Source organism: Niastella soli (genome assembly GCF_017742245.1).
Lineage (GTDB): Bacteria > Bacteroidota > Bacteroidia > Chitinophagales > Chitinophagaceae > Niastella > Niastella soli.
This window is the reverse complement of the sequence record NZ_JAGHKO010000005.1, coordinates 509,144-530,632: the sequence shown is the minus strand read 5'-3', so window position 1 is coordinate 530,632 and position 21,489 is coordinate 509,144. Positions and strand designations below refer to the sequence as shown.

The 21,489-nt window shown below is 41.2% G+C and carries 21 protein-coding genes and 1 tRNA gene; 8 read left to right on the top strand and 14 right to left on the bottom strand.

Going from position 1 to position 21,489, the window contains the following annotated elements:
• Positions 1 to 5 precede the first annotated feature (5 nt).
• Both J7I42_RS22575 and J7I42_RS22570 read left to right on the top strand, forming a co-directional pair.
• The gene (locus tag J7I42_RS22575) at positions 6 to 371 is read left to right on the top strand and encodes a phage holin family protein (protein ID WP_209141144.1); all 366 of its coding nucleotides are present in this window, start codon (positions 6 to 8) and stop codon (positions 369 to 371) included.
• A complete protein-coding gene (locus J7I42_RS22570; protein ID WP_209141143.1) occupies positions 364 to 750 on the top strand; it encodes a hypothetical protein in 387 nt (128 codons plus the stop codon). The genes J7I42_RS22575 and J7I42_RS22570 overlap by 8 nt, the downstream gene beginning before the upstream one ends.
• A 35-nt stretch (positions 751 to 785) precedes the next feature.
• Here J7I42_RS22570 and J7I42_RS22565 read toward each other — a convergent pair whose 3' ends face one another.
• Positions 786 to 2,237, bottom strand: coding sequence for an SDR family oxidoreductase (locus J7I42_RS22565; RefSeq protein WP_209141142.1), 1,452 nt, complete (start codon positions 2,235 to 2,237; stop codon positions 786 to 788).
• Between the two features lie 235 nt (positions 2,238 to 2,472).
• Positions 2,473 to 2,628: a lmo0937 family membrane protein gene (locus tag J7I42_RS22560; RefSeq protein ID WP_209141141.1), complete on the bottom strand. Its 156-nt coding sequence runs from the start codon at positions 2,626 to 2,628 to the stop codon at positions 2,473 to 2,475.
• A 546-nt stretch (positions 2,629 to 3,174) separates the two neighbouring features.
• Between J7I42_RS22560 and J7I42_RS22555 the strand changes: the two genes are divergently transcribed.
• Positions 3,175 to 3,423 carry a hypothetical protein gene (locus tag J7I42_RS22555; protein WP_209141140.1) on the top strand — a complete coding sequence of 83 codons (249 nt, stop codon included), beginning with the start codon at positions 3,175 to 3,177 and terminating at the stop codon, positions 3,421 to 3,423.
• A 482-nt stretch (positions 3,424 to 3,905) separates the two neighbouring features.
• Here J7I42_RS22555 and J7I42_RS22550 read toward each other — a convergent pair whose 3' ends face one another.
• The 7 genes from J7I42_RS22550 to J7I42_RS22515 all read right to left on the bottom strand — a co-directional run bounded on the left by J7I42_RS22550 (position 3,906) and on the right by J7I42_RS22515 (position 13,249).
• On the bottom strand, positions 3,906 to 6,308 hold the full coding sequence (locus J7I42_RS22550; RefSeq protein ID WP_209141139.1) for an ABC transporter permease: 2,403 nt from the start codon (positions 6,306 to 6,308) through the stop codon (positions 3,906 to 3,908).
• A 1,244-nt stretch (positions 6,309 to 7,552) separates the two neighbouring features.
• The gene (locus J7I42_RS22540; RefSeq protein ID WP_378572186.1) at positions 7,553 to 8,257 is read right to left on the bottom strand and encodes an ATP-dependent Clp protease proteolytic subunit; all 705 of its coding nucleotides are present in this window, start codon (positions 8,255 to 8,257) and stop codon (positions 7,553 to 7,555) included.
• Between the two features lie 156 nt (positions 8,258 to 8,413).
• Positions 8,414 to 8,683, bottom strand: coding sequence for a hypothetical protein (locus J7I42_RS22535; protein WP_209141137.1), 270 nt, complete (start codon positions 8,681 to 8,683; stop codon positions 8,414 to 8,416).
• On the bottom strand, positions 8,664 to 9,209 hold the full coding sequence (locus J7I42_RS22530) for an RNA polymerase sigma factor (protein ID WP_209141136.1): 546 nt from the start codon (positions 9,207 to 9,209) through the stop codon (positions 8,664 to 8,666). The genes J7I42_RS22535 and J7I42_RS22530 overlap by 20 nt, the downstream gene beginning before the upstream one ends.
• Before the next feature lie 67 nt (positions 9,210 to 9,276).
• Entirely contained in the window at positions 9,277 to 9,414 is a 138-nt protein-coding gene (locus J7I42_RS22525) for a hypothetical protein (protein WP_209141135.1), read from the bottom strand.
• 17 nt (positions 9,415 to 9,431) lie between these two features.
• On the bottom strand, positions 9,432 to 12,599 hold the full coding sequence (locus tag J7I42_RS22520) for a T9SS type A sorting domain-containing protein (RefSeq protein WP_209141134.1): 3,168 nt from the start codon (positions 12,597 to 12,599) through the stop codon (positions 9,432 to 9,434).
• 248 nt (positions 12,600 to 12,847) lie between these two features.
• Positions 12,848 to 13,249, bottom strand: coding sequence for a winged helix-turn-helix transcriptional regulator (locus J7I42_RS22515; protein ID WP_209141133.1), 402 nt, complete (start codon positions 13,247 to 13,249; stop codon positions 12,848 to 12,850).
• A gap of 46 nt (positions 13,250 to 13,295) precedes the next feature.
• Between J7I42_RS22515 and J7I42_RS22510 the strand changes: the two genes are divergently transcribed.
• From J7I42_RS22510 to J7I42_RS22500, 3 genes are all read left to right on the top strand, one after another.
• A complete protein-coding gene (locus J7I42_RS22510; RefSeq protein ID WP_209141132.1) occupies positions 13,296 to 13,760 on the top strand; it encodes a DUF3291 domain-containing protein in 465 nt (154 codons plus the stop codon).
• 182 nt (positions 13,761 to 13,942) lie between these two features.
• Entirely contained in the window at positions 13,943 to 14,845 is a 903-nt protein-coding gene (locus J7I42_RS22505; protein ID WP_209141131.1) for a PhzF family phenazine biosynthesis protein, read from the top strand.
• A gap of 12 nt (positions 14,846 to 14,857) precedes the next feature.
• Entirely contained in the window at positions 14,858 to 15,172 is a 315-nt protein-coding gene (locus J7I42_RS22500; protein ID WP_209141130.1) for a hypothetical protein, read from the top strand.
• A gap of 26 nt (positions 15,173 to 15,198) precedes the next feature.
• Here J7I42_RS22500 and J7I42_RS22495 read toward each other — a convergent pair whose 3' ends face one another.
• The 3 genes from J7I42_RS22495 to J7I42_RS22485 all read right to left on the bottom strand — a co-directional run bounded on the left by J7I42_RS22495 (position 15,199) and on the right by J7I42_RS22485 (position 17,652).
• On the bottom strand, positions 15,199 to 16,086 hold the full coding sequence (locus J7I42_RS22495) for a helix-turn-helix domain-containing protein (protein ID WP_209141129.1): 888 nt from the start codon (positions 16,084 to 16,086) through the stop codon (positions 15,199 to 15,201).
• A 77-nt stretch (positions 16,087 to 16,163) separates the two neighbouring features.
• Positions 16,164 to 16,988, bottom strand: coding sequence for an SDR family NAD(P)-dependent oxidoreductase (locus tag J7I42_RS22490; protein ID WP_209141128.1), 825 nt, complete (start codon positions 16,986 to 16,988; stop codon positions 16,164 to 16,166).
• 295 nt (positions 16,989 to 17,283) lie between these two features.
• On the bottom strand, positions 17,284 to 17,652 hold the full coding sequence (locus J7I42_RS22485) for a winged helix-turn-helix transcriptional regulator (protein ID WP_209141127.1): 369 nt from the start codon (positions 17,650 to 17,652) through the stop codon (positions 17,284 to 17,286).
• A 103-nt stretch (positions 17,653 to 17,755) separates the two neighbouring features.
• Between J7I42_RS22485 and J7I42_RS22480 the strand changes: the two genes are divergently transcribed.
• Positions 17,756 to 18,364 (top strand): FMN-dependent NADH-azoreductase, encoded by a 609-nt coding sequence (locus J7I42_RS22480; RefSeq protein ID WP_209141126.1) that lies wholly within the window; start codon positions 17,756 to 17,758, stop codon positions 18,362 to 18,364.
• 103 nt (positions 18,365 to 18,467) lie between these two features.
• Here the strand turns inward: J7I42_RS22480 and J7I42_RS22475 are convergent, their stop codons facing one another.
• Positions 18,468 to 20,189 (bottom strand): GNAT family N-acetyltransferase, encoded by a 1,722-nt coding sequence (locus J7I42_RS22475; protein ID WP_209141125.1) that lies wholly within the window; start codon positions 20,187 to 20,189, stop codon positions 18,468 to 18,470.
• Between the two features lie 86 nt (positions 20,190 to 20,275).
• Positions 20,276 to 20,346, bottom strand: a tRNA-Cys gene (locus J7I42_RS22470).
• A 208-nt stretch (positions 20,347 to 20,554) separates the two neighbouring features.
• On the opposite strand from J7I42_RS22470, the gene J7I42_RS22465 reads away from it, so the two are divergent.
• Complete coding sequence (locus J7I42_RS22465) at positions 20,555 to 20,986, top strand: hypothetical protein (RefSeq protein ID WP_209141124.1); 432 nt, start codon at positions 20,555 to 20,557, stop codon at positions 20,984 to 20,986.
• Positions 20,987 to 21,489 lie beyond the last annotated feature (503 nt).

The following is a 21,489-nucleotide window of genomic DNA, read 5'->3' as shown; positions in this document are numbered from 1 at the left end:
AACACATGGAAGAAGACCCTAAAACTAAAGTTCAGGAAATTAAAGAAGAAACAAAGGATCTGTTGGAAAGTGTAACAGATTATCTGAACACATACTATCACCTTATTTCGGTAACTGTTGCTCAAAAAGGAATCAACATCGCTTCAGGAGCTGTAAATGCCGTTATCCTGATAATTTTTGGATTTTTCAGTTTCGGATTCATATCACTTGGTCTTGGCTGGTGGCTTGGGAATCTGGTTAATAATCGGATTGTTGGCTTTTTTTTAGTAGCTGGCTTTTATATTATGATAATGATTTTCATTATTATAATGAGAAAGAATTTAATTCTTCCATTTCTGAGAAACCTCCTTACTAAAAAGGTTTATGAATAGGCAGTTTAAAAAATACAAAGAGTTATTAGAAGAAAAGCATCAACTGGAGGTACTTTTACAAAATAAAAAAGAGGTAGTAAAGGCAGATACCATAAAACTAAAACTTGAACTTAAACCGATTTATGAAATAGCAGGTCATTTAAATAAATTTACTGCAAGAGACAAAACCAGTTTAATACTGTCTCTTAGTTCTGATCTTATTGCTGATATTATTTTTAAGAAAATCATTTTGGCAAGAGCTGGTTGGCTTTCTAAATTGATATTGCCATATTTGCTTAAAAATTATTCATCTAATTTTTTGAAGGAACAAAAGAATAAATTTTTCGACCGTTTACGTGGAATTTTAAAAAATACAAATGGAAAACCGAAAGATGATTAGCCACATTGAAAACTTTTATGCTTTTCATCAAATCTTTATCTGGGTGGTATTCGGTCATCTGGCTTCAATAATGCATTGATCATGCCGTTGAAGATAAAGTAATGGAAAGGGAGCATGGTGAACCAGTACAACCTGCCCCAGACACCTTTGGGCCGGAAAGTGGCAGTCTGCGTCAGGAAATATTGATTGTCTTCCTGAACAATCTGGAATTCCAGCCAGGCTTCACCAGGCAATTTCATTTCGGCAAAAAGCAACAGGCGTTTGTTTGTTTTATCGGCTATAAGTACACGCCAGAAATCAAGTGCATCTCCACTTGAAATGTTAACCTGGCTGGTACGACCTCTCCGGAGGCCCACTCCGCCAAATGCTTTATCAAGGAGACCACGTATCTTCCAAAGAGCATTGCCATAATACCAGCCGGTATTGCCTCCAATACTCCATATTTTTTGAAGCACCGGCTGATCATCGCCCTTAATGCTGCGGCGCTTTACATCTTTAAAGCATCCGAATAGCGGCACCTCGATATTGCTAATGATTTGCAGATTGGTATTTGAAGCGCTGAAAGCATCCTTCCAACTACTGATCACTTCCTGCTGTTCAATCTTCTGAAAAGCAAGCGCCACGGCTTCCTTGTAGGAAAGCAAAGTGATACCCAAATGCTGCGCAAGGTTATTGGGTCGGCATATTACATCTACTTTCATACTATCAACAAGGTTCACTGCCAACTGGTAAGAGGTGGAGGTTACAAAATAAAGCCAGTAGCTCGACAAGCGCGGTGTCATCACTGGTACTGTAATAATATGCCGTTTCAAGCCGCGGACCGCCGCAAACTGCAGCAGCATTTGTTTATAGGTAAGAACGGAAGGGCCACCAATATCGTAATCTTTATTAAATGTTTCCTTCAGTAGCAGTATGCCGGTCAGAAAAGCGATCACATTGCGTATACCTATCGGCTGGCATTTCGTGTTCACCCATTTTGGCGCTAACATCACTGGTAGCTTCTCCACTAGATCGCGCATGATCTCGAAAGAAGAACTGCCGGATCCTACAACGATCCCGGCACGTAAAACTGTTACGGGTATCCTGCCTGCGCGAAGTACTTTTTCTACCGCCAACCTGGATGACAAATGCCTGGAAAGATGCGGAGCATTTACAATGCCGCTCAGATATATGATTTGTTGACAACGGGTGCTTTCTGCAAGCCGGAGAAAAACCGTGGCAGCCTGTTGCTCCGCATCTTCAAAAGAAGGCCCTTCCCGCATAGAATGGATCAGGAAAAATGCCACATCAATGTCTTCGGGGAATTGAAGCTGTGTGCTGCTCGACGAAAAGTCAGCCTCAATAATCTGGACGTCGGCCGGCAAATGAACAGTGGCAAAACGTCGCCTGCTCCGCACGCAGCAGGTAATACGATGCCCTTGTTCCACCAGCACGGGGGCCAGACGTTGCCCTATATAACCATTCGCTCCGGTAATCAGTATATGCATAGCAACACAGGTTAAACTGTCCCTAAAACCTTAAGATCTATGAGAACATTTTTCCTTCTATTGATAAATCAGATATAATCGTTAGTATTTACAAAAAGAAATATGGGGTATTTGACTGATCCTGGCCTGGATGAACTAATTCAGAATGGCATTTCGTCATGGTTTTGTGCAATAGAAGCTTTCGGGAAGGATACTCGCACAAAAATTCAGCCAAAATCCTGGAGCTGAAATGATTCTATACGGTTTTTTTACCCTGCATAACATTTATCACAATAGCAATAATTGCAAGAACAAGCAGCAGATGAATGGCCCCACTGGCATGATATCCAATAAAACCAATTAACCATCCAACAACCAGTATGACGGCTACGATGTATAATAAGCTTCTCATAAAATTATTTTTATCTCATTAAAAATAGCATTCTTTCAAATAAAGACTTGCCGACATAAAGATCAGCCAATTTTTGCTCGTAACTGTTACGTGATTAAACAATTGAATTACATCATTCACACATTTTAATGAGGTATTACAAATGGACCACATCTTTCGTTCTTCAGAAGAGGGTAACAATCAGTGGCGAGAGGCTTTAGTTTTGGTAGCTCAGTAGCATAGCGCATCCCGACTGCCGTATTACTATCGGATAGAAAACAATAATTGGCCTGGAGGTTCGTTTATAAAGCAGTAACAGGTGTTTTCATAAAATCCATCTTTTTTTGCCTTAGAACTCCTATATTCGCAAAGTCTCTGTTTTTTAGCGTCAAAATTAGCCTCCTTTTTTCTGACGCATGGTGATTTTTAGTGATTATGTATTGTATCGCAGTTTTTGTTCTCTTTTATCAGTAGTAGTAATTTATCGTATTACGTTTTTGTTCCTGTTCTTCAGTTTCGTTTAAAGTTTTAGCAAGCCTTTATTAGTTAACTTTTAAAATTAACGTCATGAAGCTTTCTGAATTTATTCTGTTAAATGAGGAGGAAAAAAAATACGCTGTCATGAACAATGCAGTGGCATTAGCTCAGAGATCCTACCCGGACACTATTGTTTTCCTGTTTCAGCTCGACTATTATTACATTGAAGCTTATTGCAACAAAACCGACAAGAGCATTGAAGAATACCGGGTATTGCCGGATGCGAATGCCATAAGCCATTACCTGGAGGCCATTCCAATAGATGACTTACTAAACTGATCTATTTTTTTAAATGGTATAAAGGTGTGGTACACTTGTAGTGTATCCACACCTTTATTATTAATTTGTGAGAACCCGGCAGGCACAACCAGAGTTCCGCCGACGTAAAAGCAACTGCACAAGGTGGGTCAGGACCTTGTTGTTCAGCAAATTTTGTTATTTCAAATATTGTGAGAGACCTGCCGGAAGTAAAATTCATAGCCCAGTTGCAAGACCTCGACCGCACTATACCCGCATAGGAAAAGCGGATTTTCTGAAACGTACTCGAAAGACATGTCCTTATAGTCGATCACATATATACTCTCGTAGCTCAGGCGGGCAGTATTTCCTGCACTGCTTCCCAGGCCCGATGAATATGAGTTCGTGCGGCGTCCCGCTGAAGATGGAGATCATCTACCAGTTCACAGGGCAAAGCCAAGGCAGATAATAAGGAGCGTTACGACCCGGTTGACCGGAAATATTTTCATATGTGATAAGATCTTCTATTCAGCCTTCAGGCTCTTTGCAGGACTCAATAATGCAGCTTTGATCGTTTGGTAACTTATGGTGAGCAATGCAATCAACAATGCACCCAGCCCTACAATGAAAAACACCCACGCGGGAATGCCCGACCGGTATTGGTAGGATTGCAGCCAGTTGTGCATCAGAAAATATGCCGTTGGCGTAGCAATCAAAAAAGCGATGAGGACAAGCATGAAAAACTCTTTTGAGATCAGACGCCATACACCAAACACGGAAGCGCCCAATACCTTTCTTACGCCAATCTCTTTCGTCCTTTGTTCCGCCACAAAAGAGGCAAGTCCAAACAAACCCAAACAGGATATAAAAATGGCCAGTATGGAAAACAAGGTGGCCAGTTTGCCTACACGCTCTTCCGATGCGAATTTTTTTGCATATTCCAGATCGGCAAATTTGTAATCAAAGGGTGCTGCCGGAAATAAAGAAGTAAAAACGGGCTCAATCCTTTCCAGCGCTTTGCTGGTACTCACTGCAGGATTGATCCTGACGAACATCCATCTCGTAACCGAATCAAGGGTGAAGATCGTCGGCTGCGCCGGTTCAAAAGGAGATTCCATCACCATATCCTTTATGACGCCTAATATTTTAAAGTTTCCGACTTTGCGCCAGCCAGGCTCCCATCTCACAAATTCTCCTACCGGGTCTTTCAGCCCCATCAGTTTTGCTGCCGCTTCATTGATCACAAAACCGGATGAGTCGCTGGCATATTCTTTTGAAAAACCTGTACCGGAAATTAATTGCCAGCCGATCGTACTGCCATAATCCTGTGTAACGGATAGGGTAACAAAGCTGGGATCGGTGCTAGGGTCCTTCCCTTTCCAGTCAAAGTTCCTGTTCATAGACCATACTTCGGTGACGGCGCCTCCCGCTCCTGCCGTTCCAGACACCACGCCGGTATTCATTAATTCATTACTTAGCAGTTTATACTTCCCCGAAGCACCTGGCGCCATCAGGTGGAACATTAAAAGCCCATCGCGGGTATAACCCACCGGCCTGTCCTTGGTAAACTGGATCTGCCTGTACACGATGATCGTGCTGGCAGTTAGCATAATGGACACCGTGAATTGAAGTACCACCAGTATTTTTCGTGGAACCGATGCGAAACGACCAGCCTGAAAACTGCCCTTTAGTACAAGAATAGGATTAAAGGAAGACAGGTAAAATGCAGGATAGCTGCCGGCAATCAGACCGGTAGTGATGGTAAAAACAAGACCTAATAACCAGAACACGGGGTTTGCCCATAATATGGAGATATCCTTACCCGCCACCTTATTGAACCAGGGCAGCGCCAGCAGGACGAGTACAATGGCTAATACAAAAGAAAAAGCGGCCACCAGCAATGATTCGCAAAAGAACTGTGCGAGCAGCTGACCGCGCAAAGAACCAATTGCTTTGCGAACACCTACCTCCCGGGCGCGTTTTTCGGAACGGGCCGTACTCAGGTTCATAAAATTGATACAAGCCAGCAGCAGTACAAAAACTCCGATAAAACTAAAGAACCAGAGAAACATCATCTGATCACTGGTAGACGCAATGCCATTCTCAAATTTTGAGTGCAGATGCCACTTATCCATCGGATGAAGAAACAGTTCCGGCTTTGTATCTGCAGTCTTCTGATCAACATGAGACAGATAGGTATTTTTGATCATCTTTGACACCCGGTTAACATCGGCGCCAGGGGCCAGCTCGGCATAGATCAATACAAAGTAATTCCTCCAATCGCTTCGTGCATCCATTCCCTTGTTTCTTAAACCCGACACCCACAGTTCAAAAGGAGCGATATAGGTTACATACCTGAATTCTGAATTGGCCGGCAAATCTTCATAAACGCCCGTAACTTTTACAGTAAGCCGGTCATCGATCTTCACGATCCTGCCCGTTGGATCGCTGTTACCAAATAGTTTTTTTGCTAAAGATTGGGATAGCAGGATGGAATTAGGGTCTTTCAGTCCACCATGACTGCCGTATAGCATTCTGAGGCTGAGCATCTCCGGCGCATCGGGTCCCATATAATTCCCCGCCTGTACAAATTTATTCTCCCCGGATGAAATGATGTGCTCTTCCGTTTGTTTGGAAATGACAACATATCTAAAAACATCCTTGTAGGTGGTTTGAAGTGCTTCGCTAAGCGGCATCGGATGATAAAAGCTTGTTATTTTATCCCCCTGCTGATCCTGGTGCCGCATGACCTGTGCGATCTGAGAGTGATGCTCATGGTATTTATTAAAGGACAATTCATCATATATCCATAAGCCGATCAGCATGGCTACGGCCATCCCCATAGCAAGACCACCGATATTGATGATAGCGGACACTTTATTCTTTCTAAGATTCCGGAATGCAATGATCAGATAGTTTTTAAACATATTTATGACTTAATGTTCTTCAACGATTGGGCATGCGGAAGTTGTTCCCGTTTAGTCGCCTCCCTGATCAATGCCGCCAGCACATCAGTGGAGTCGATGATGAGCATATCGTTAACCATCATTCCGGGAAGTATAAGCGATAAATCGGTACAGCCGATAAATAAATCTAACGCTTTTTCCAATAACATTTTTACTCTAATGAAATAGAATCGGGTCTTAATTTGATTCCGAATACCGGATCATAGATCATTCTGTGGATAACCTCGTTTTGAAAAATAAGATCCGGGATCACGACATCATAGCCCAAATCCAACAATAAATTCTTATATAATCCCGTCTTATAGGTACCGTTAGTGGTCATGACCCCGATACGCCGGACGCTTTTGTGATTTGCCTGTATAAAATGGCAGGTCTCCACAGGCATATTTACCAAGCATTGCTGACGGCCTGCGATAACATCCGTATGATCGCTACTAAAACAATAGTAGACCGCATTATCATCTTCTCCGATTGCCAGCTGGGTACAGGTTGCAACTGGTTTGATTCAAATGGTAACAAAGGAGATAACTTCAATCAATTGTTGACCCAATATCTCGCGCGTCTTTTTTGCTGAAAATTGTTCCGTCTGGCTTTAATTCTTGAAATTTTATAGAGCCTGGCCTATGACCACTCGTCTGGGACTGAACTACACCAATGATCCTTATATTATTGGATGTTTTTACGCTAACAACAATCCCAGTATGATATTTTCCGCTGGATAAAACGCTTTTATTGGATATTACCTACAGGCATGCACATGCCTTTACGCACCGTTAGCAAGCTATTGCTGAACAGTTGTAGCCTGTGTGGCACACCATTATGCATTAACTTATTTTCCCCGGTAAGTATTTATTCGGGAACACACTGTATTTTTATTGACTATTGAAATGAGAGGGAGAGGATAAATGTGAAGCCCTGCTAATAGCAGGTGCTACAAATTGTTTTTTTTCATGTGAAGGCAAGTTAGCTAATGGTAATGGTTAAAGATGACTAAACGAATCTAACAAAGAGTTGCCTGACAAACAAGAAAACAAGCCCCATTTAATGAACGCGTAGTTTTAGCAATAGACGCGCATATTTCACCGATAAGTGTGTTAAAAAATTCTGACAGGAAAAAACAGGAAAAAAAATGACCGGTAACGACTACCGGTCAAAAATAAAAGACATTTAAAAGATGTCGGTGAAGAGGCAAAGAAATTTGAATATCAGCTTTTGCTTTGAGCCCCCTCGCCTAACACTTCATCGATCATGCCAAATGTTTTGGCTTCGTGCGCCTTCATCCAGTGATCGCGGTCAGATGCTTCGTGCACTTTTTGATAATCCTGCCCGCTGTGTTTGGCAATAATCGAATACAATTCGTGTTGCAATTTTTTGATCTCCTGCATAGTGATCTCTATATCGGCGGCAACGCCCTGAATGCCACCCGAAGGTTGATGGATCATTACGCGGGCATGGCTCAGGGCGGCGCGTTTACCGGCGGCGCCGGCGCATAACAATACAGCGCTCATAGATAAGGCCGTGCCCGTGCAAATGGTGGCCACTTCGGGCGTAATGTATTGCATGGTATCATAAATGCCCAGGCCTGCATACACGGACCCGCCGGGGGAATTAATGTATAACTGGATGTCGCGTTTGGCATCGGCTGATTGCAGGAATAACAGTTGCGCCTGAATGATATTGGCAATTTTATCGTCAACGGCATCGCCTAAAAAAATAATGCGGTCCATCATCAGGCGCGAGAACACATCCATCTGCGCCACGTTCAATTGCCGTTCTTCTGTAATATAAGGCGTCATGGCCATGGGCATAAAGCGGTTTTCTACCCGGGCAATAAAGCCATCCACATGCTGGCTGCCAATACGATGATGGTATACCGCATAGGCACGAAAATCCTGTTGAATACTGGTCATAGTATCAAGTTTGTTTTAGTAATTAATGAAGCTTGGGAACACAGAACGTCAGGCTGAAAAGCCTACAAAAAAAGGCCGGTTTCAGGCAGTGGGGGCAGTAGGCTATAGGAATACAATTCCAAAGACTATAGATCTTCAGCATTTATGCCCTACTGCCTATTGCCCGAAAAGTGCCATTATTTTCCGGCGAAAGGTTATATGCTCTATTTCATTGAACAGGTGCTGGTGTACTGATTCTATTTCGGCTTTTAACTGGCGGCGACTGTACTGGCGAATGATGGCGTAGGTTTTTTGCTGCCACAAGAGTTGTTCGTGCAAGGCGGGTTGTAACAGCAACCGCGCTTCAAACAAGCACTGGTCGGCCTCGCCGGCATATTTTAAAAGATAATCCTCTATCTGTTGTATGTTATGCAAGGAAGTCCTCATAGCTCAACGATTTTTCTTTTACAAGATCTCTCACTTTTTCAAGGCACTTGTATTTTTGAACGGTGGCCGAGCGTTCGCTGCTGAAACCAAACAGCTTTGAGATTTTAGTCATCGGTAATTTATCGTAATAAAAAGCCCGCAGCAATTCCATACAACGCTGGCCTGAGTGGTGTAACAGGTTGAGCAGTTTATCAGACGCTGTAGTGCCGGGTTCTTCCATGGCTATACCGGTCAGCGAATCATCCAGCGTTATATGGTTGTAGTGTTCTTTATTTTTCTTTGCCCACAGGTGTTTGGCAATACCAAGAAGATAGGAACGTTCGCTATAGGTTAGTTCAACTTTAGATGTGACCAGTTTTTCATAATAGATCACCAGCGCATCCTGAAAAATGTCTTTGGCTTCTTCGAATGAACCACCTTTATCGCGCACATATTTGGCCACCAGCGGAAACGCCTGCTGGTACAGGTGCATAAAAAGCACCTTCCTGTCTGCGGCCCTGTCTTCTATTATCAGCTCTTGCATCATAAACTAACGCTTTACTAATAAGTGGCAGTTTTAGAGTAAATATCACCCAGAATGTACAAATTTATTTTCATCGGGCATAAAATAAAACACCGGTTGCTGCTTCTGCTGAAATGTCGGAAATAAACGGCTCGGCAATTTGCTTGTAGAAAAAATCGGTTTTGATGTCTGCCAAACATCCGCCTTCAAAGTCGTTGAATGCTTCCATGCGCCCCCGATTTGAATTTACCTTAACTTGATTACCTTTTCTGTTCCAACTGGTTTCTTATTAGCATTATAAAGGGTAAGCCAGTAAACCCCCGGAGCAATGTGGGTGGTCTGTATCTCAAACAACTGTATATTTTTTACTTCACGGGTATACACCGCTTGTCCATGACTATTATGGAGTACAATGCTGTATGCTTTACTGTTGTTTAGCCCTACGAGTGTTACCGTGCTGCTGAAGGGATTAGGAAGCACTGTGATGACGCGACCCTGATCGTTTACATCCACAATCCCGGTGGAAGCATCCCGCTTCAACAGAATACTATCGAAATTAGTCTGTATTGTATAACAGGATGCGCTGGTTTTCACCCGTACGTATATCTTATTGTCTCCAAGGGCCAGTGCAGATGGTTGAATGATCAGGAAAGCATTCGGTCCCTCCGGCTGTAACACGTTAGTAAAGGCTTTGTCCCTGGCAAAAGAATACAAGGGATTCGCTCCACTACCTGTTGAGGCTGCTGTTAAGGTAACAGGTGTTGTCAGATTGGTAATATATGTGCTACTCGCTGTGATGGTCACCTGGGGAGTTTGCGCGGCAGTTACGGAAAACTGGTATGCCACAGTCTGTGATCCTGTAATGTTGGTGAAAGTCACTTCGATGGTGTGCGAGCCATGTTGCAATAGATCAACGTTAAAGGAGAAAGTGCTATCAGCAGCCACCGTAAGATTACTGTTGTCAAGCCTGACTATGGTAGTGGTGACACCGGGCCCATCTGCAGGAAGGTTGGCAATCTTTCCCTTCTGTACGCCCTGGCCGGCACAAAAAGCAACCCCGATACCATTTATCGAAGGCGTTGCCGGCACATTTGGGACTACGAGTGTTCTTTCTTCATTCGTGTTTACAGGCGGGTTGTAATCGAAATAGATAGAAGCTGTGTTCTTAACAACATCCCCCATCTGCAGTGAGGCTTTGGGTTTAATACGATAGATAAGATACGCATGACTACGCGGCTCATTTATATTGCTATCGGCAAGCAGAATGTTATCAAAACGCCACTCCACATACCTGCCCTGTGTTATTTGCATAGTATAGGCATGATCTGCCTTAATCATTTCAAATGTATTGATATCGAGTTTTTCCTCAATAGTATCCCTTACAACAATATTAAAAGCAGTATCGTTTCCCACATTCTGAAAGCGGATCTGATAAACAAGATATTCCCTGTCTTTTAGCTGCCTGGCGTTCATTTTCCCTGGTAAGGTAATTTCACGCTTATCATTAGGATCGTAAGAACCAACTATTACCTGTATTACCGATTGTCGATTATCAGCCGGCGTAGAGTCGGTGCCTGCCTCACCGATACTTACTTCGTGCAACAATGTATCATTCAAATTAACAGCAGGAGGTGTTTTTATTGCCAGTGTAATGGTTATTTCCCTGGATTCCTGCGGTTTCAGGTTGGTGATATTTGCCGTTAGCGTATCACCGTCTTGAGTAAATATCAGCGGAGAAGCGATAAAATCTGTGCGATGGTCTTTTACAAATTTCAATACAGTATTAGAAGCCGCGGTTCCATTATTGGTATATTTTACATTAATATTAGCGTTACGTCCCAGTCTGGCCGGGTCAGTCGACCAAGAGCTTACAGTAACGTCAACAATGCCGGGAACAGGCACTACACCAAAGGAGACAGAATCCGTTTTATTATAATCTGAAAAATAAACCTGTTTAGTGGCAGGTGTTATATTATAATAAGGCCTGAATGGCGTAAGACTTATTTCATACCGGCCAGTATCTACATTTGCGGTAAAAGAACCGTCATTATACGACAATAAAGCACTATCAGTGGCATTCCTTTTCAATTTTATGTAAGCATCTCCGAACGGCGGTTCCCCTGTATCTTTTTGGCCATTCTGGTTATTGTCAAGGTATACTGTTGCCTTTATGGTGTTCACCGCATTGCGCAACTTAACGATCCACATATCGTTATCGCCACCTTTGTATGATGACACATAAGGATTATTTGGCCAGGTTGAACTGATAATTGCCAGGCTGCCTTCGGGGTCTTCCAATATATCAACCGGAGCGTCCTCATAGCTTCGTCCGCCAAACCATCCCTGACGCATGATTTGCCCGGTTGCTTTGTTTATTTTGGCCACCCATGACCTATGCCCGTTTATATTGGCGGTAAAATCGCCATCGGTAGAAAGCACGCTTCCACATACCGCCAGATTACCATCGGCTGTCAAGGTCAGTCCTCTGATTATATTAGTCCAGTTTCCTGCCCAGGTTTTCTGCCACAACAGGTTGCCATCCTTATCTGTTTTAACAAGCCAGGCATCATCAGATTGCATTTCTCCACCGGCCCAGAAAGATCCATCAATATCTTCCTGTACAGTACGTAAAATATCATGGTAAGCACCACCCATACACTTTACCCATTGCAGCTGGTTGTCTTTTGTGTATTTTGCTATAAAAGCGTCGTAATAGTCAGAACCATTGCTGGTGGAAAAATCACCATCATGTGACATGGTTGAACCGGTTAGCACAAATCCTCCATCCTGCGTCAGTTCAAGATCATTCCCATATTCAATTTTTGAACCTGTGAGGGTATCTTTCCAGCTCAGGTTTCCTATAATATCCAGTCCCGCTATCACTATATCACCCCCCGATAGCAATCCCAATACATAGGTGCCGTTCTTTTTTTGACGAATGGCCCAGGGCTGATATAGATCCTTATATGTTTTTCTCCACTGTTGATTACCTATGCTATCGGTTTTAATTATAACGGTGGAATCGCCATGCATGGCTGACCATTCGTTGCCGATAATGATAAATCCGCCGTCGATCGTTTGACAAAAATCGCCTGCCATTGTACTATTTTTGTCCCACCATAATCCATCATCACTCCCAAAGGTCTTTACCCATTTTTTCTGTCCCCATTTAGAGAATTTTGTCAATATTATGTCAGCGCCACCAATAGCAGGAGGCAGGTCGCCGTCGTGGGTGGCAACTCCATCGCCTAATAAAACATAATCGCCTTGTGTTGTACATAGCAGCTTTTTGCCTAAGTCGCTTCCTGAGCCACCAAAGGAATATTCCCATTCGACGGCCAAAGTATTCTGGCTGTGGACTTGCGACGTTATGAGCAAAGCCAGGAAAAAGCTTATGATATAATGTTTTTTCATATAATGAAAGAAGTTGAATGCAAAGGCATAGCGGTTTTTATAGCAGGCTTTATTGGAAGGTGTAGTGATTCTTGATAAGATTGGATACCGATGCAGGTATACAAATATAAACAACATACAACATGCTCAAAAATCATCTGATGATAAATCTTATGGTCTTTTTTATTGCCCTTTTGGGATGACCGCCGGTTTGTATGCGTTTATAAATGTCCGATACTGAAGTAAAATATAAATAATATGACCATTCGCTAATCAATCATGGTTACAGCCAGCATTTCCTCAATAGATAACACATTTTTTATATTACTCAAACCCCAGTATTGCAATTGCTCTAAAAGGGGCAGTAAAGAAATTCCTTTGGGGGATAAGCTGTATTCTACCCGTTGAAGTTTTTTATCATAAACCCGGCGCACAATTATTGCATCGGCCTCCATTTCTTTCAAATGCTCTGACAACATTTTACGACTGACATTTGGAATGATCCTGTATAATTCGTTGTACCGAAGGGGCTTTTTCGAAAGGTAACAGATGATACAGGGCTTCCATTTGGTGGCAAACAATTTAAGCGTGGCAATTACCGAACATTGAGGGAGAGGAATGCTACTTGTTGATTTTTTAACCGGTAACCTTTTCGTTACTACTTGTTTCATGTGATAACGTGCTTTAATTTCGAATAATTAAAGTTAACACCTAACAATGAAATACCACTTAGCCCAATTAAATATAGGAAAAATCCTTGGACCTATCGATAGTTCCGTTATGGCTGAATTTGTTGCCAACCTCGATCCCATAAACTCGTTAGCTGAAAAAAGCACGGGTTTTGCATGGCGATTGAAAGATGATAATAATAACGCCACTTCCATAAAAGTGTACGATGATGACTTCATTATCGTAAACATGTCGGTATGGGAAAATATCGACGCCTTATTTCAGTTTGTTTACCAGTCGCAGCACACCGAATTCGTGAAACGACGCAAAGAATGGTTTGAAAAAATGCCGGAGATGTATATGGCTTTATGGTATGTACCTGCCGAACATGCACCTACCGTTCAGGAAGCTGTTGAAAGATTAAATTATTTAAGAAAGCACGGCGAAACACCTTATGCTTTTTCTTTCAGAAAAAGATTTACGGTTGAAGAAGCATTAGATTCTATGGTTTGAGGCTTGGGGATTGGCTATCTGTTACCCTATTGCGCCCCTTTTGTACCTCCCGGCTACCTTTCCCCTGGGATGCCGCATCAAAATAATTTCCATTAAAGGGGCTAACAATTATATTTGTATATACCGAATGCCGTTACCAGTCATCGAGCCACATCTCAACTTTAAATCTTAAAGACATTTAAATGAAAGCAAGAATTTCATTAGAATATTTTGTTCTGGATGTATTCTCAGATAAAAGCTACAAAGGGAATCCATTAGCTGTAGTCTTTACCAATGGCAACTTAGAATTAAACGAATATCAAAATATCTCAAAAGAATTTGGTTATTCCGAGACTTCTTTTGTTTATTATTCCCTGGAAAACAAGGCCCTTGATGTTCGTTCTTTTACACCAACAGGTGTTGAGGTAGATGGAGCAGGGCACAATTTATTAGGAGCCGTTTGCGCCGCACTGATAAAGGGAGTAAATATATTCGAAGAGCAGGATGAAGCCAATCGTTTTGTGATGATGAAAGATACTCCAATATCCTTGCAAGCCACTTTCGATAAAGTAAATCAAACGGCTGTTGCACAAATGCAACAAAAATCGGCTATTGTTTTACAAACCATACCTTCCGAAAGAATAGCAAAGGCGCTGGGTTTAACAATTGATGATTTAAAAATTGACAACCTTGTCCCTACAGTAATTCAAACGGAGATTGCCCACACAATGGTTCCGATCAAAAATCCGCGATTACTGAATAGTTGCATGCCTGACAATAAACAACTTATTGAAATTTCAAAACAATATCAGTTTGAAGGATTTTATTGTTTTACCTTTCCAGGGCAAGATCAGGACCACTTTGTAGAATCCAGATTTTTCAATCCACTAATTGGAATTAACGAAGACGCCGCTACAGGTACTGCTGCCGGGCCGCTTGTAGGGTTTCTTGCAAATAATAATTATATACAGCTTAATAAACAATACAAAATATTGCAAGGTGTAAAATTAAATCAACCTTCACTAATTGAAACAATGGTAAGGGATAGTGATATTTTGGTGGGCGGTTCTTCAATATTAACAATGCGTGGTGAAATCTATCTGTAAATAAAACACCATATGATTGCAAGAATTTGGCATGGCAAAATAAGCATAGAAAGCGTTGACGTTTACACCGATTTTTTAAAACACGTTGCCATCCCTGACTATCAAAAGACGGTAGGATTTAAGGGCTTAACTTTTTTAAGGCAGGTCAGGAATGGCGAGGTACATTTTAACCTCATAACATTTTGGGAAAACCTTGAAGTAATTAAAAATTTTGCAGGGCAAGATTTTGAAAAAGCAAAATACTATCCAGAGGACAACAACTTTCTATTAGAGTTTGAAGAGAAAGTGCAACACTACGAAGTATTTGCCTCCGTACAATTGCTCTAAGGAATAAGTTGCATCAAGATTCCCCTTTAATTAAAAAACTGTTTTCTAAATTGTTTAGGACTTATACCTGTTTCTTTCTTAAAGTAACGGGAGAAATAAGGAGGGTTTTCAAATCCCAGCAAATAAGCGATCTCTGCCACAGAATGTTCGCCTCCGTTTAGCAGATTCTTGGCCTCTGAAATGAGGAAGCTTTGTATCAGGTCCATAGCCGTTTTTCCGGTTTCCTGTTTAAGGAGGTCGCTCAGATACCTGGGGGATAAATGCAACTCAGCAGCAAACATAGCTACCGTTGGCAATCCCTTATTCTGCAGCAATCCATTTTCGAAATAGGTAGAAAGTGCCTCGTTGAACCGGGTAACGGTAGTTCCGGAAAGTATATTTCGGTTAAGAAACTGCCGCTTATAAAAGCGCTGAGAATATTTAAGAATGGATTCAATGTGCCCAAGAATAATACCCCGGGTAAATTCATCTTCGTTATTGTTATGCTCTGTTTCAATCTTCTCAAATAATTCCCAAATGATCTGTTGTTCCTTCGAAGATGTATGGAGGGCCTCGTTTAACTCATAGTTGAAATAACTGTACTTCTTTATTTCCGTATGTAACGGATGACCGCTTAAATAATCTTCATGGAACCATATTTCAAAACCATCACCATTCAGGGATATGTCTTTCATTTGTATAGTCTGCTGTGGCTTCATAAAATACATAGATCCACTTTCATGGTCGTAGCGGGTTTTTCCATACCTAATCTCACCAGCATTCAATTTCTTAAATGCAATGATATAAAAATCAGTAGTCACCTCATAGCTACTCACACTGCGTAGTGGATTGCAGGTAAATAATGTAAGCAACGGATTTTCTGGTGAGGGATAATTATTGCAATGATGTACATCGCTCAGACTTTTAAAATGCATATGTAAAAAATATTAAGATCAGTCCATATTGACAACACAGGCTGATCCACTCATAAATTTACGAATAATTCATTCAACTAAAGGCCATGTGCTTTGATAGAAACATCTTTCCACTCTTCCCAGCCAGCTAATCGGGCTGAATAAGCAGATTGCGCCAGAGGAAGCGCCTTTTTCCCCAAGATCAGCCGCAGCGGCGGATTAGGAGAATCTACCAGCTTTAATATTGCTTCGGCAGTTGCCTTCGGATCCCCGTAAACATCATTGGCAATAATATTTGGATCTGCATATAATTGGGCTCTCATATTATCATACGCTGTGTTAGGGCTGCTACTTATTGATGTTGAATTGAAATCTGTTGCAAATCCATTCGGTTCCACCAGCGTGACGTAGATACCCAGGTCTTTTACCTCCATAGACAGCGCCTCGCTCAATCCTTCTACCGCAAATTTACTGGCGCTATAGATACCTAACGAAGGGAATGTATAGATGCCCATAGCACTTGAAAGTTGTAGAATATGGCCACTACCCTGAGCTCTAAATATAGGTAATGCAGCTTGTGTAACCCATAAGGTGCCAAAAAAGTTCGCTTCAATAATATTTCTGGCATCCTGTTCCTCTAATTCTTCCACTGCCCCAAATACGCCTATACCTGCATTATTGATCACGATATCAATAGTACCAAAATGGGCCTTTGCTTTAGCCATAGCATCAAAGCAGGCGGCTCTGTTCGTTACATCAAGCGCTATGGGCAGCACGGCACTTTTATATTTATCAGCCAGTTCTTTTAATCCAACCATACTCCTTGATGTGGCAATCACTTTATCTCCACGGTTTAAAAATGCTTCTGCCCATATCCTTCCGAACCCGCGGGATGCCCCCGTAATAAAAATTGTCTTTGACATTTATTTCCTTTTTTGATAGAACAAAATTACACCTGGCATCGCCAACAGAATTATACAGAAGAGCGGAATAAGGATACATTTTTACGAAAATGTGTCAGTCAAAGGTTTAAGGCTCACTTTGGCAGCATTAACCACTAACGCTGTGTAAGTTTCTTAAATGTGGGATAAATGATGGAGTGTCCGAAAGATGTAGATAAATCGCTCAAAGCCGGAGTACCGGATAACGGACTGTTGGTGTATCCGACTGCGTTTGTCAGTCAAGAAGGATCTGGTAGTAGGTTTTGAACATGTATTATTAGTGAGCTGTAATTTTCTTTTTATGTTTTGCGCCCCAATCAGCCAACTCCGAAATTATATTTTTCAATGTTTTGCTGTATTCCGTAGGCACATATTCAACCGCGACAGGTTTTTGGTCAGTGAGAACCACCCTACTTACTAACCCATTCATTTCTAAATCTTTTAATTCCCCAGAAAGCACTCTTGCCGAAATACCTTTTATAGTTCGTTGCAATTGATTGAACCGCGTATGTCCGCTTAACAGAGCAATCATTATTCTCAACGTCCATTTTCCGCCAATAACATATAAAGCGTCTTCCGTCGCGGATAAATGTTTACCACATTGCACTTCGGAAAAAGCTGTTTTTTTACCTAATAATTCGCCCATTTTTTTAGAGGTAGTAACAAAAACATTACTACTAACCTTTAGTTTACTGCTAATATTTAACTAGTAAATGTACATATGTTTGTAATATCAAATGATAAAAACTATGGGAAAAAAAATACTGCATATTATCTCAAGCCCACAAGGAGAATCGTCCGTTAGTAAAAAACTCGGAAATGCTATTATTGAAAAAATTAAAGCAAAATACCCCGATAGCTTCGTCAAAGAGCGAAACCTGACAACAATCCCTTTTCCGCATTTGGACAAAGTACAAATCGGATCCTGGTTTACACCTGCGGAAAACCGCTCGCCTGAACAATTAGACGCTATCAAAATTTCAGAGGAAGCGATTGCAGAATTGCAGGAAGCAAACATCTATGTAATTGACGCACCTTTTTACAACTTCGCAATTCCTTCTACTTTGAAAGCATACTTAGATCACATTGCAAGGCCTGGAATTACCTTCCGATATAACGAAAACGGGCAGCCAGAAGGTTTTTTGAAAAACAAAAAGGCTTATGTTGCGACTGCATCAAGTGGTGTTTATTCCGAAGGCCAATTTCAATCGTTTGATTTTGTTAGCCCATATCTCAAATTCTTACTTGGATTTCTCGGCATTACAGACGTTGCCATTATTAGGGTTGAAGGATTAAGAATTGATGGTATTAAAGAAACAGCTTTTGAAAAAGGCGTTGAAAGTATTACGATTAATTAATTGTGCAAATAATATAAATCAGCGGCTTATATCAGCGAAACAGCCATTGAGCCCCGAGGCACGAACTCCCAATCCGTCAAACGTCAAAATTTTCTGAGTATCTTTATTCAGCTTTTAATCCTATAGCCTCCATGGCCTGACTAAAGAATTTATTATTTGTTCGAATACCAATATCATTTTTTTCTGATGCAACATGATCAATCATGCTAAAAATAAAAGATCGCAATTTATCTCTGTCTTTAATATAACAATAAAGTTCTTTCAATTCAATATCATAATTATGTTCCTGGGAACTCTTTCCTTCCTTTGAAGAAGCATCGGGAAAATTGAACCAGGCACAACTCAACAGCTTGCCGTTTTCTATCCATGTATAACAATATTGGCCGGTCTCCAGGCGGTACATAGCGTCCGCAAGGAATTCCCACCGCGTAATGCCTGTTGCCTTATCTGTTTGAAACTGCAGCAAATGATTGAGATTGTTCTCATGCAACAAATTCCTCCCTCCGGATTTAAAAACGGGGGTATTTATAACATATCGTTTTTGATACGCTTTTCGAGTGAACCTTTCTGCTAGTTTTTTCAAAAGAGTCAGTATATGAATATGCCGCAGCCTATATATGTACTTCTTCACCTTAAGTTCAACAGTCATGGGCCTTATTCCCATGACAATTAGTCGATTGTGCATCCAGATTTTGATTCGTTTTTTTATACGATATGTGAGCTTTCTGCTGACCACTAATTCATATACCTCATCGTGCATGTTGGCCAATTTTTCCTTATAGGAATCATAGCCTGGCGTAAGATCTAAATATTGCATACATTCCTTTCTTAACTTTTGTGCTAAAAAGGAAAAATGCAAAAGGCCGGGTGAATATGACCTGGCCTTAAACGGGGAGTGACAAGTAAATCCAGAAAGATGCAACCAGCCTTTTCCTGATATTGCAACTACGGCCGCATAAATTTCCCGATCAACTTTCAATACAGTTGCATGAATTAATTGTGATCGAAATAACTCAATCAAAAACTCCTTTTTAACGGGATCGTCCCTGAAGATGTGTTTATTATACAATGCACCAAACCTAAAATCATAGAGAACCGATAACTCGTCCAGATAGCTTTTAAATATTTCAAGGTTAGTAATGGGCTCTAACTGAACCTCCCCTAATCTTTTCAATCGGTTCAATTTATTCTTAAACTGCCTGCTCTCCAATAGTTTTGCATGGTCTGGTTCACTTAACTTTATCAGGGGTCTGGTATGCGATTGTGCAGTACTATAGCTGCGCCACTTTTTATCTTCCTTTATCCAATTTAATGGAGTGCCTGGCGGCAGATACCTGAAGGAGATCGGATTACCTGGAAATTGTTTTATGAGTTTGTCAAGCGCCTGCCTGATAAACGATTCGCCATGAGCCGGTACAGCCAACCAGGTCTGGTATTCCGCATCATAATGTCCTACACCTGTAATTCTATTGCCATTAGAATAAACACGTCTATCGTTTGCCTGAGTATGTAATAAAACCATAGGCAGCACACCTATAAAATAGCCATTTATTTCACCTTTAATCAAAACAGGAAGATGTTTCTCCTGGTAAGCCTGATACCACGCAGTTATGTATAACCTGTCTTGAAAAACGGTAGCCCAGGGACAAGCATTAAAGAGCCTATCGAAGTCTTTCTGAAATCCCGGGTTCAATAACAGATCAATTACTGCAGAACCAGTTATTAACTCAATCAAACAGGGAACATCCTGATTGTTATTAGGTTCAATTATGTCTTGGAATGCTGCCACCCTGGCCGCTCCTTCACGTTCAACAGCCAAATGCATAAAATCAATTTAATTTTTTATAAATAGGTTATTGCCGAATGGTACTGTCAACCAAGGATAGCAGGAAAAGAACATTTAAAAAAAAGAGGTCACGGACGGATTCGAACCGTCGTGGAAGGTTTTGCAGACCCGTGCCTTGCCGCTCGGCCACATGACCTTCATATTTTTTTCATTACAATAATAGGATTATTTATATAGTCCACAAAATAAGTAGACATTAAAAAGGAGATAATTTCAAAAAACGTTAGACTATTTTCAAATAGGCTAATATATTTTCGTAGATTAGTAACGGTCGTTCTTTTTTAATTAAGAAGAGTCAGAGACAGCATTACATGATTTGATCAACCAACAAAGCCGCTTTTATTATGAAAAAAGTTATTACTATAATTACCGGTCTATTATTAATTACCTCCACATGGAATAAACTTTCAGCGCAATCAGAAACAAGCGAGACTACAATTGAAAATTACTACAAAATAAAATGGGGATTTGCCGAAGAGTTTATTACACTATGGAAGCGTAATCATTACCCATTATTAAAGAAGGCACAGGAAAAAGGAGATATTATTACCGTTGTTGCAGAGAAGCCGACGTTACATAGCGGCGAGGACACCCGATGGGATTTTAAAGTAGTTATCCGCTTTAAAAATTTGCAAGCCGCATTTGATCCCAACCTTACCACGCCTTACAAAAAGCAGCTGTACCCTGATTTAGATAAACTAAACAAGGAAGAACAACATCGGTTTGAATTGCTGCTGGCGCACTGGGATGTTTTAGTAGAGCAGGTTAAGCTGTAGTTTCACTTTTTGTAGCGTATGCTTTTACTGGCGCCGCTTCCACCTTTATATGCAGTTCATTACCCGACCAACAGATTTTTTGCCAACTCCCAACAGGATCATTTTACAGGGCACTAACGAATTTAATGATTCCATTTATGTAGTATTGGACCGCGAAAACCGAGAATACCCGTTGCATATGAAACGGTAATGTTATTAAAACAGATTAGTATAAAAGCCGCCAGAATACTTCTAGTGGCTTTTATATTTAGTGATAATCGTTATTATTGTCCACTTATTTTGTAGACTTATCAAATATACCTATTATTGCAAAACAATTTATTGCACCGCAAGGTCGCCAGCCGGCCCTACTTCGATGAAGCTTACGCGAAAGCTGATCCTTCAAAGCCTGCTTTGGACCTTACTCCCACTCCACGGACATATCATCCGCCATACGTTTGCAAGCCATTACCGGTTTATCAATTTACAGCAGTTCGGCCAGGAATATGCTGGCATTTTATAAT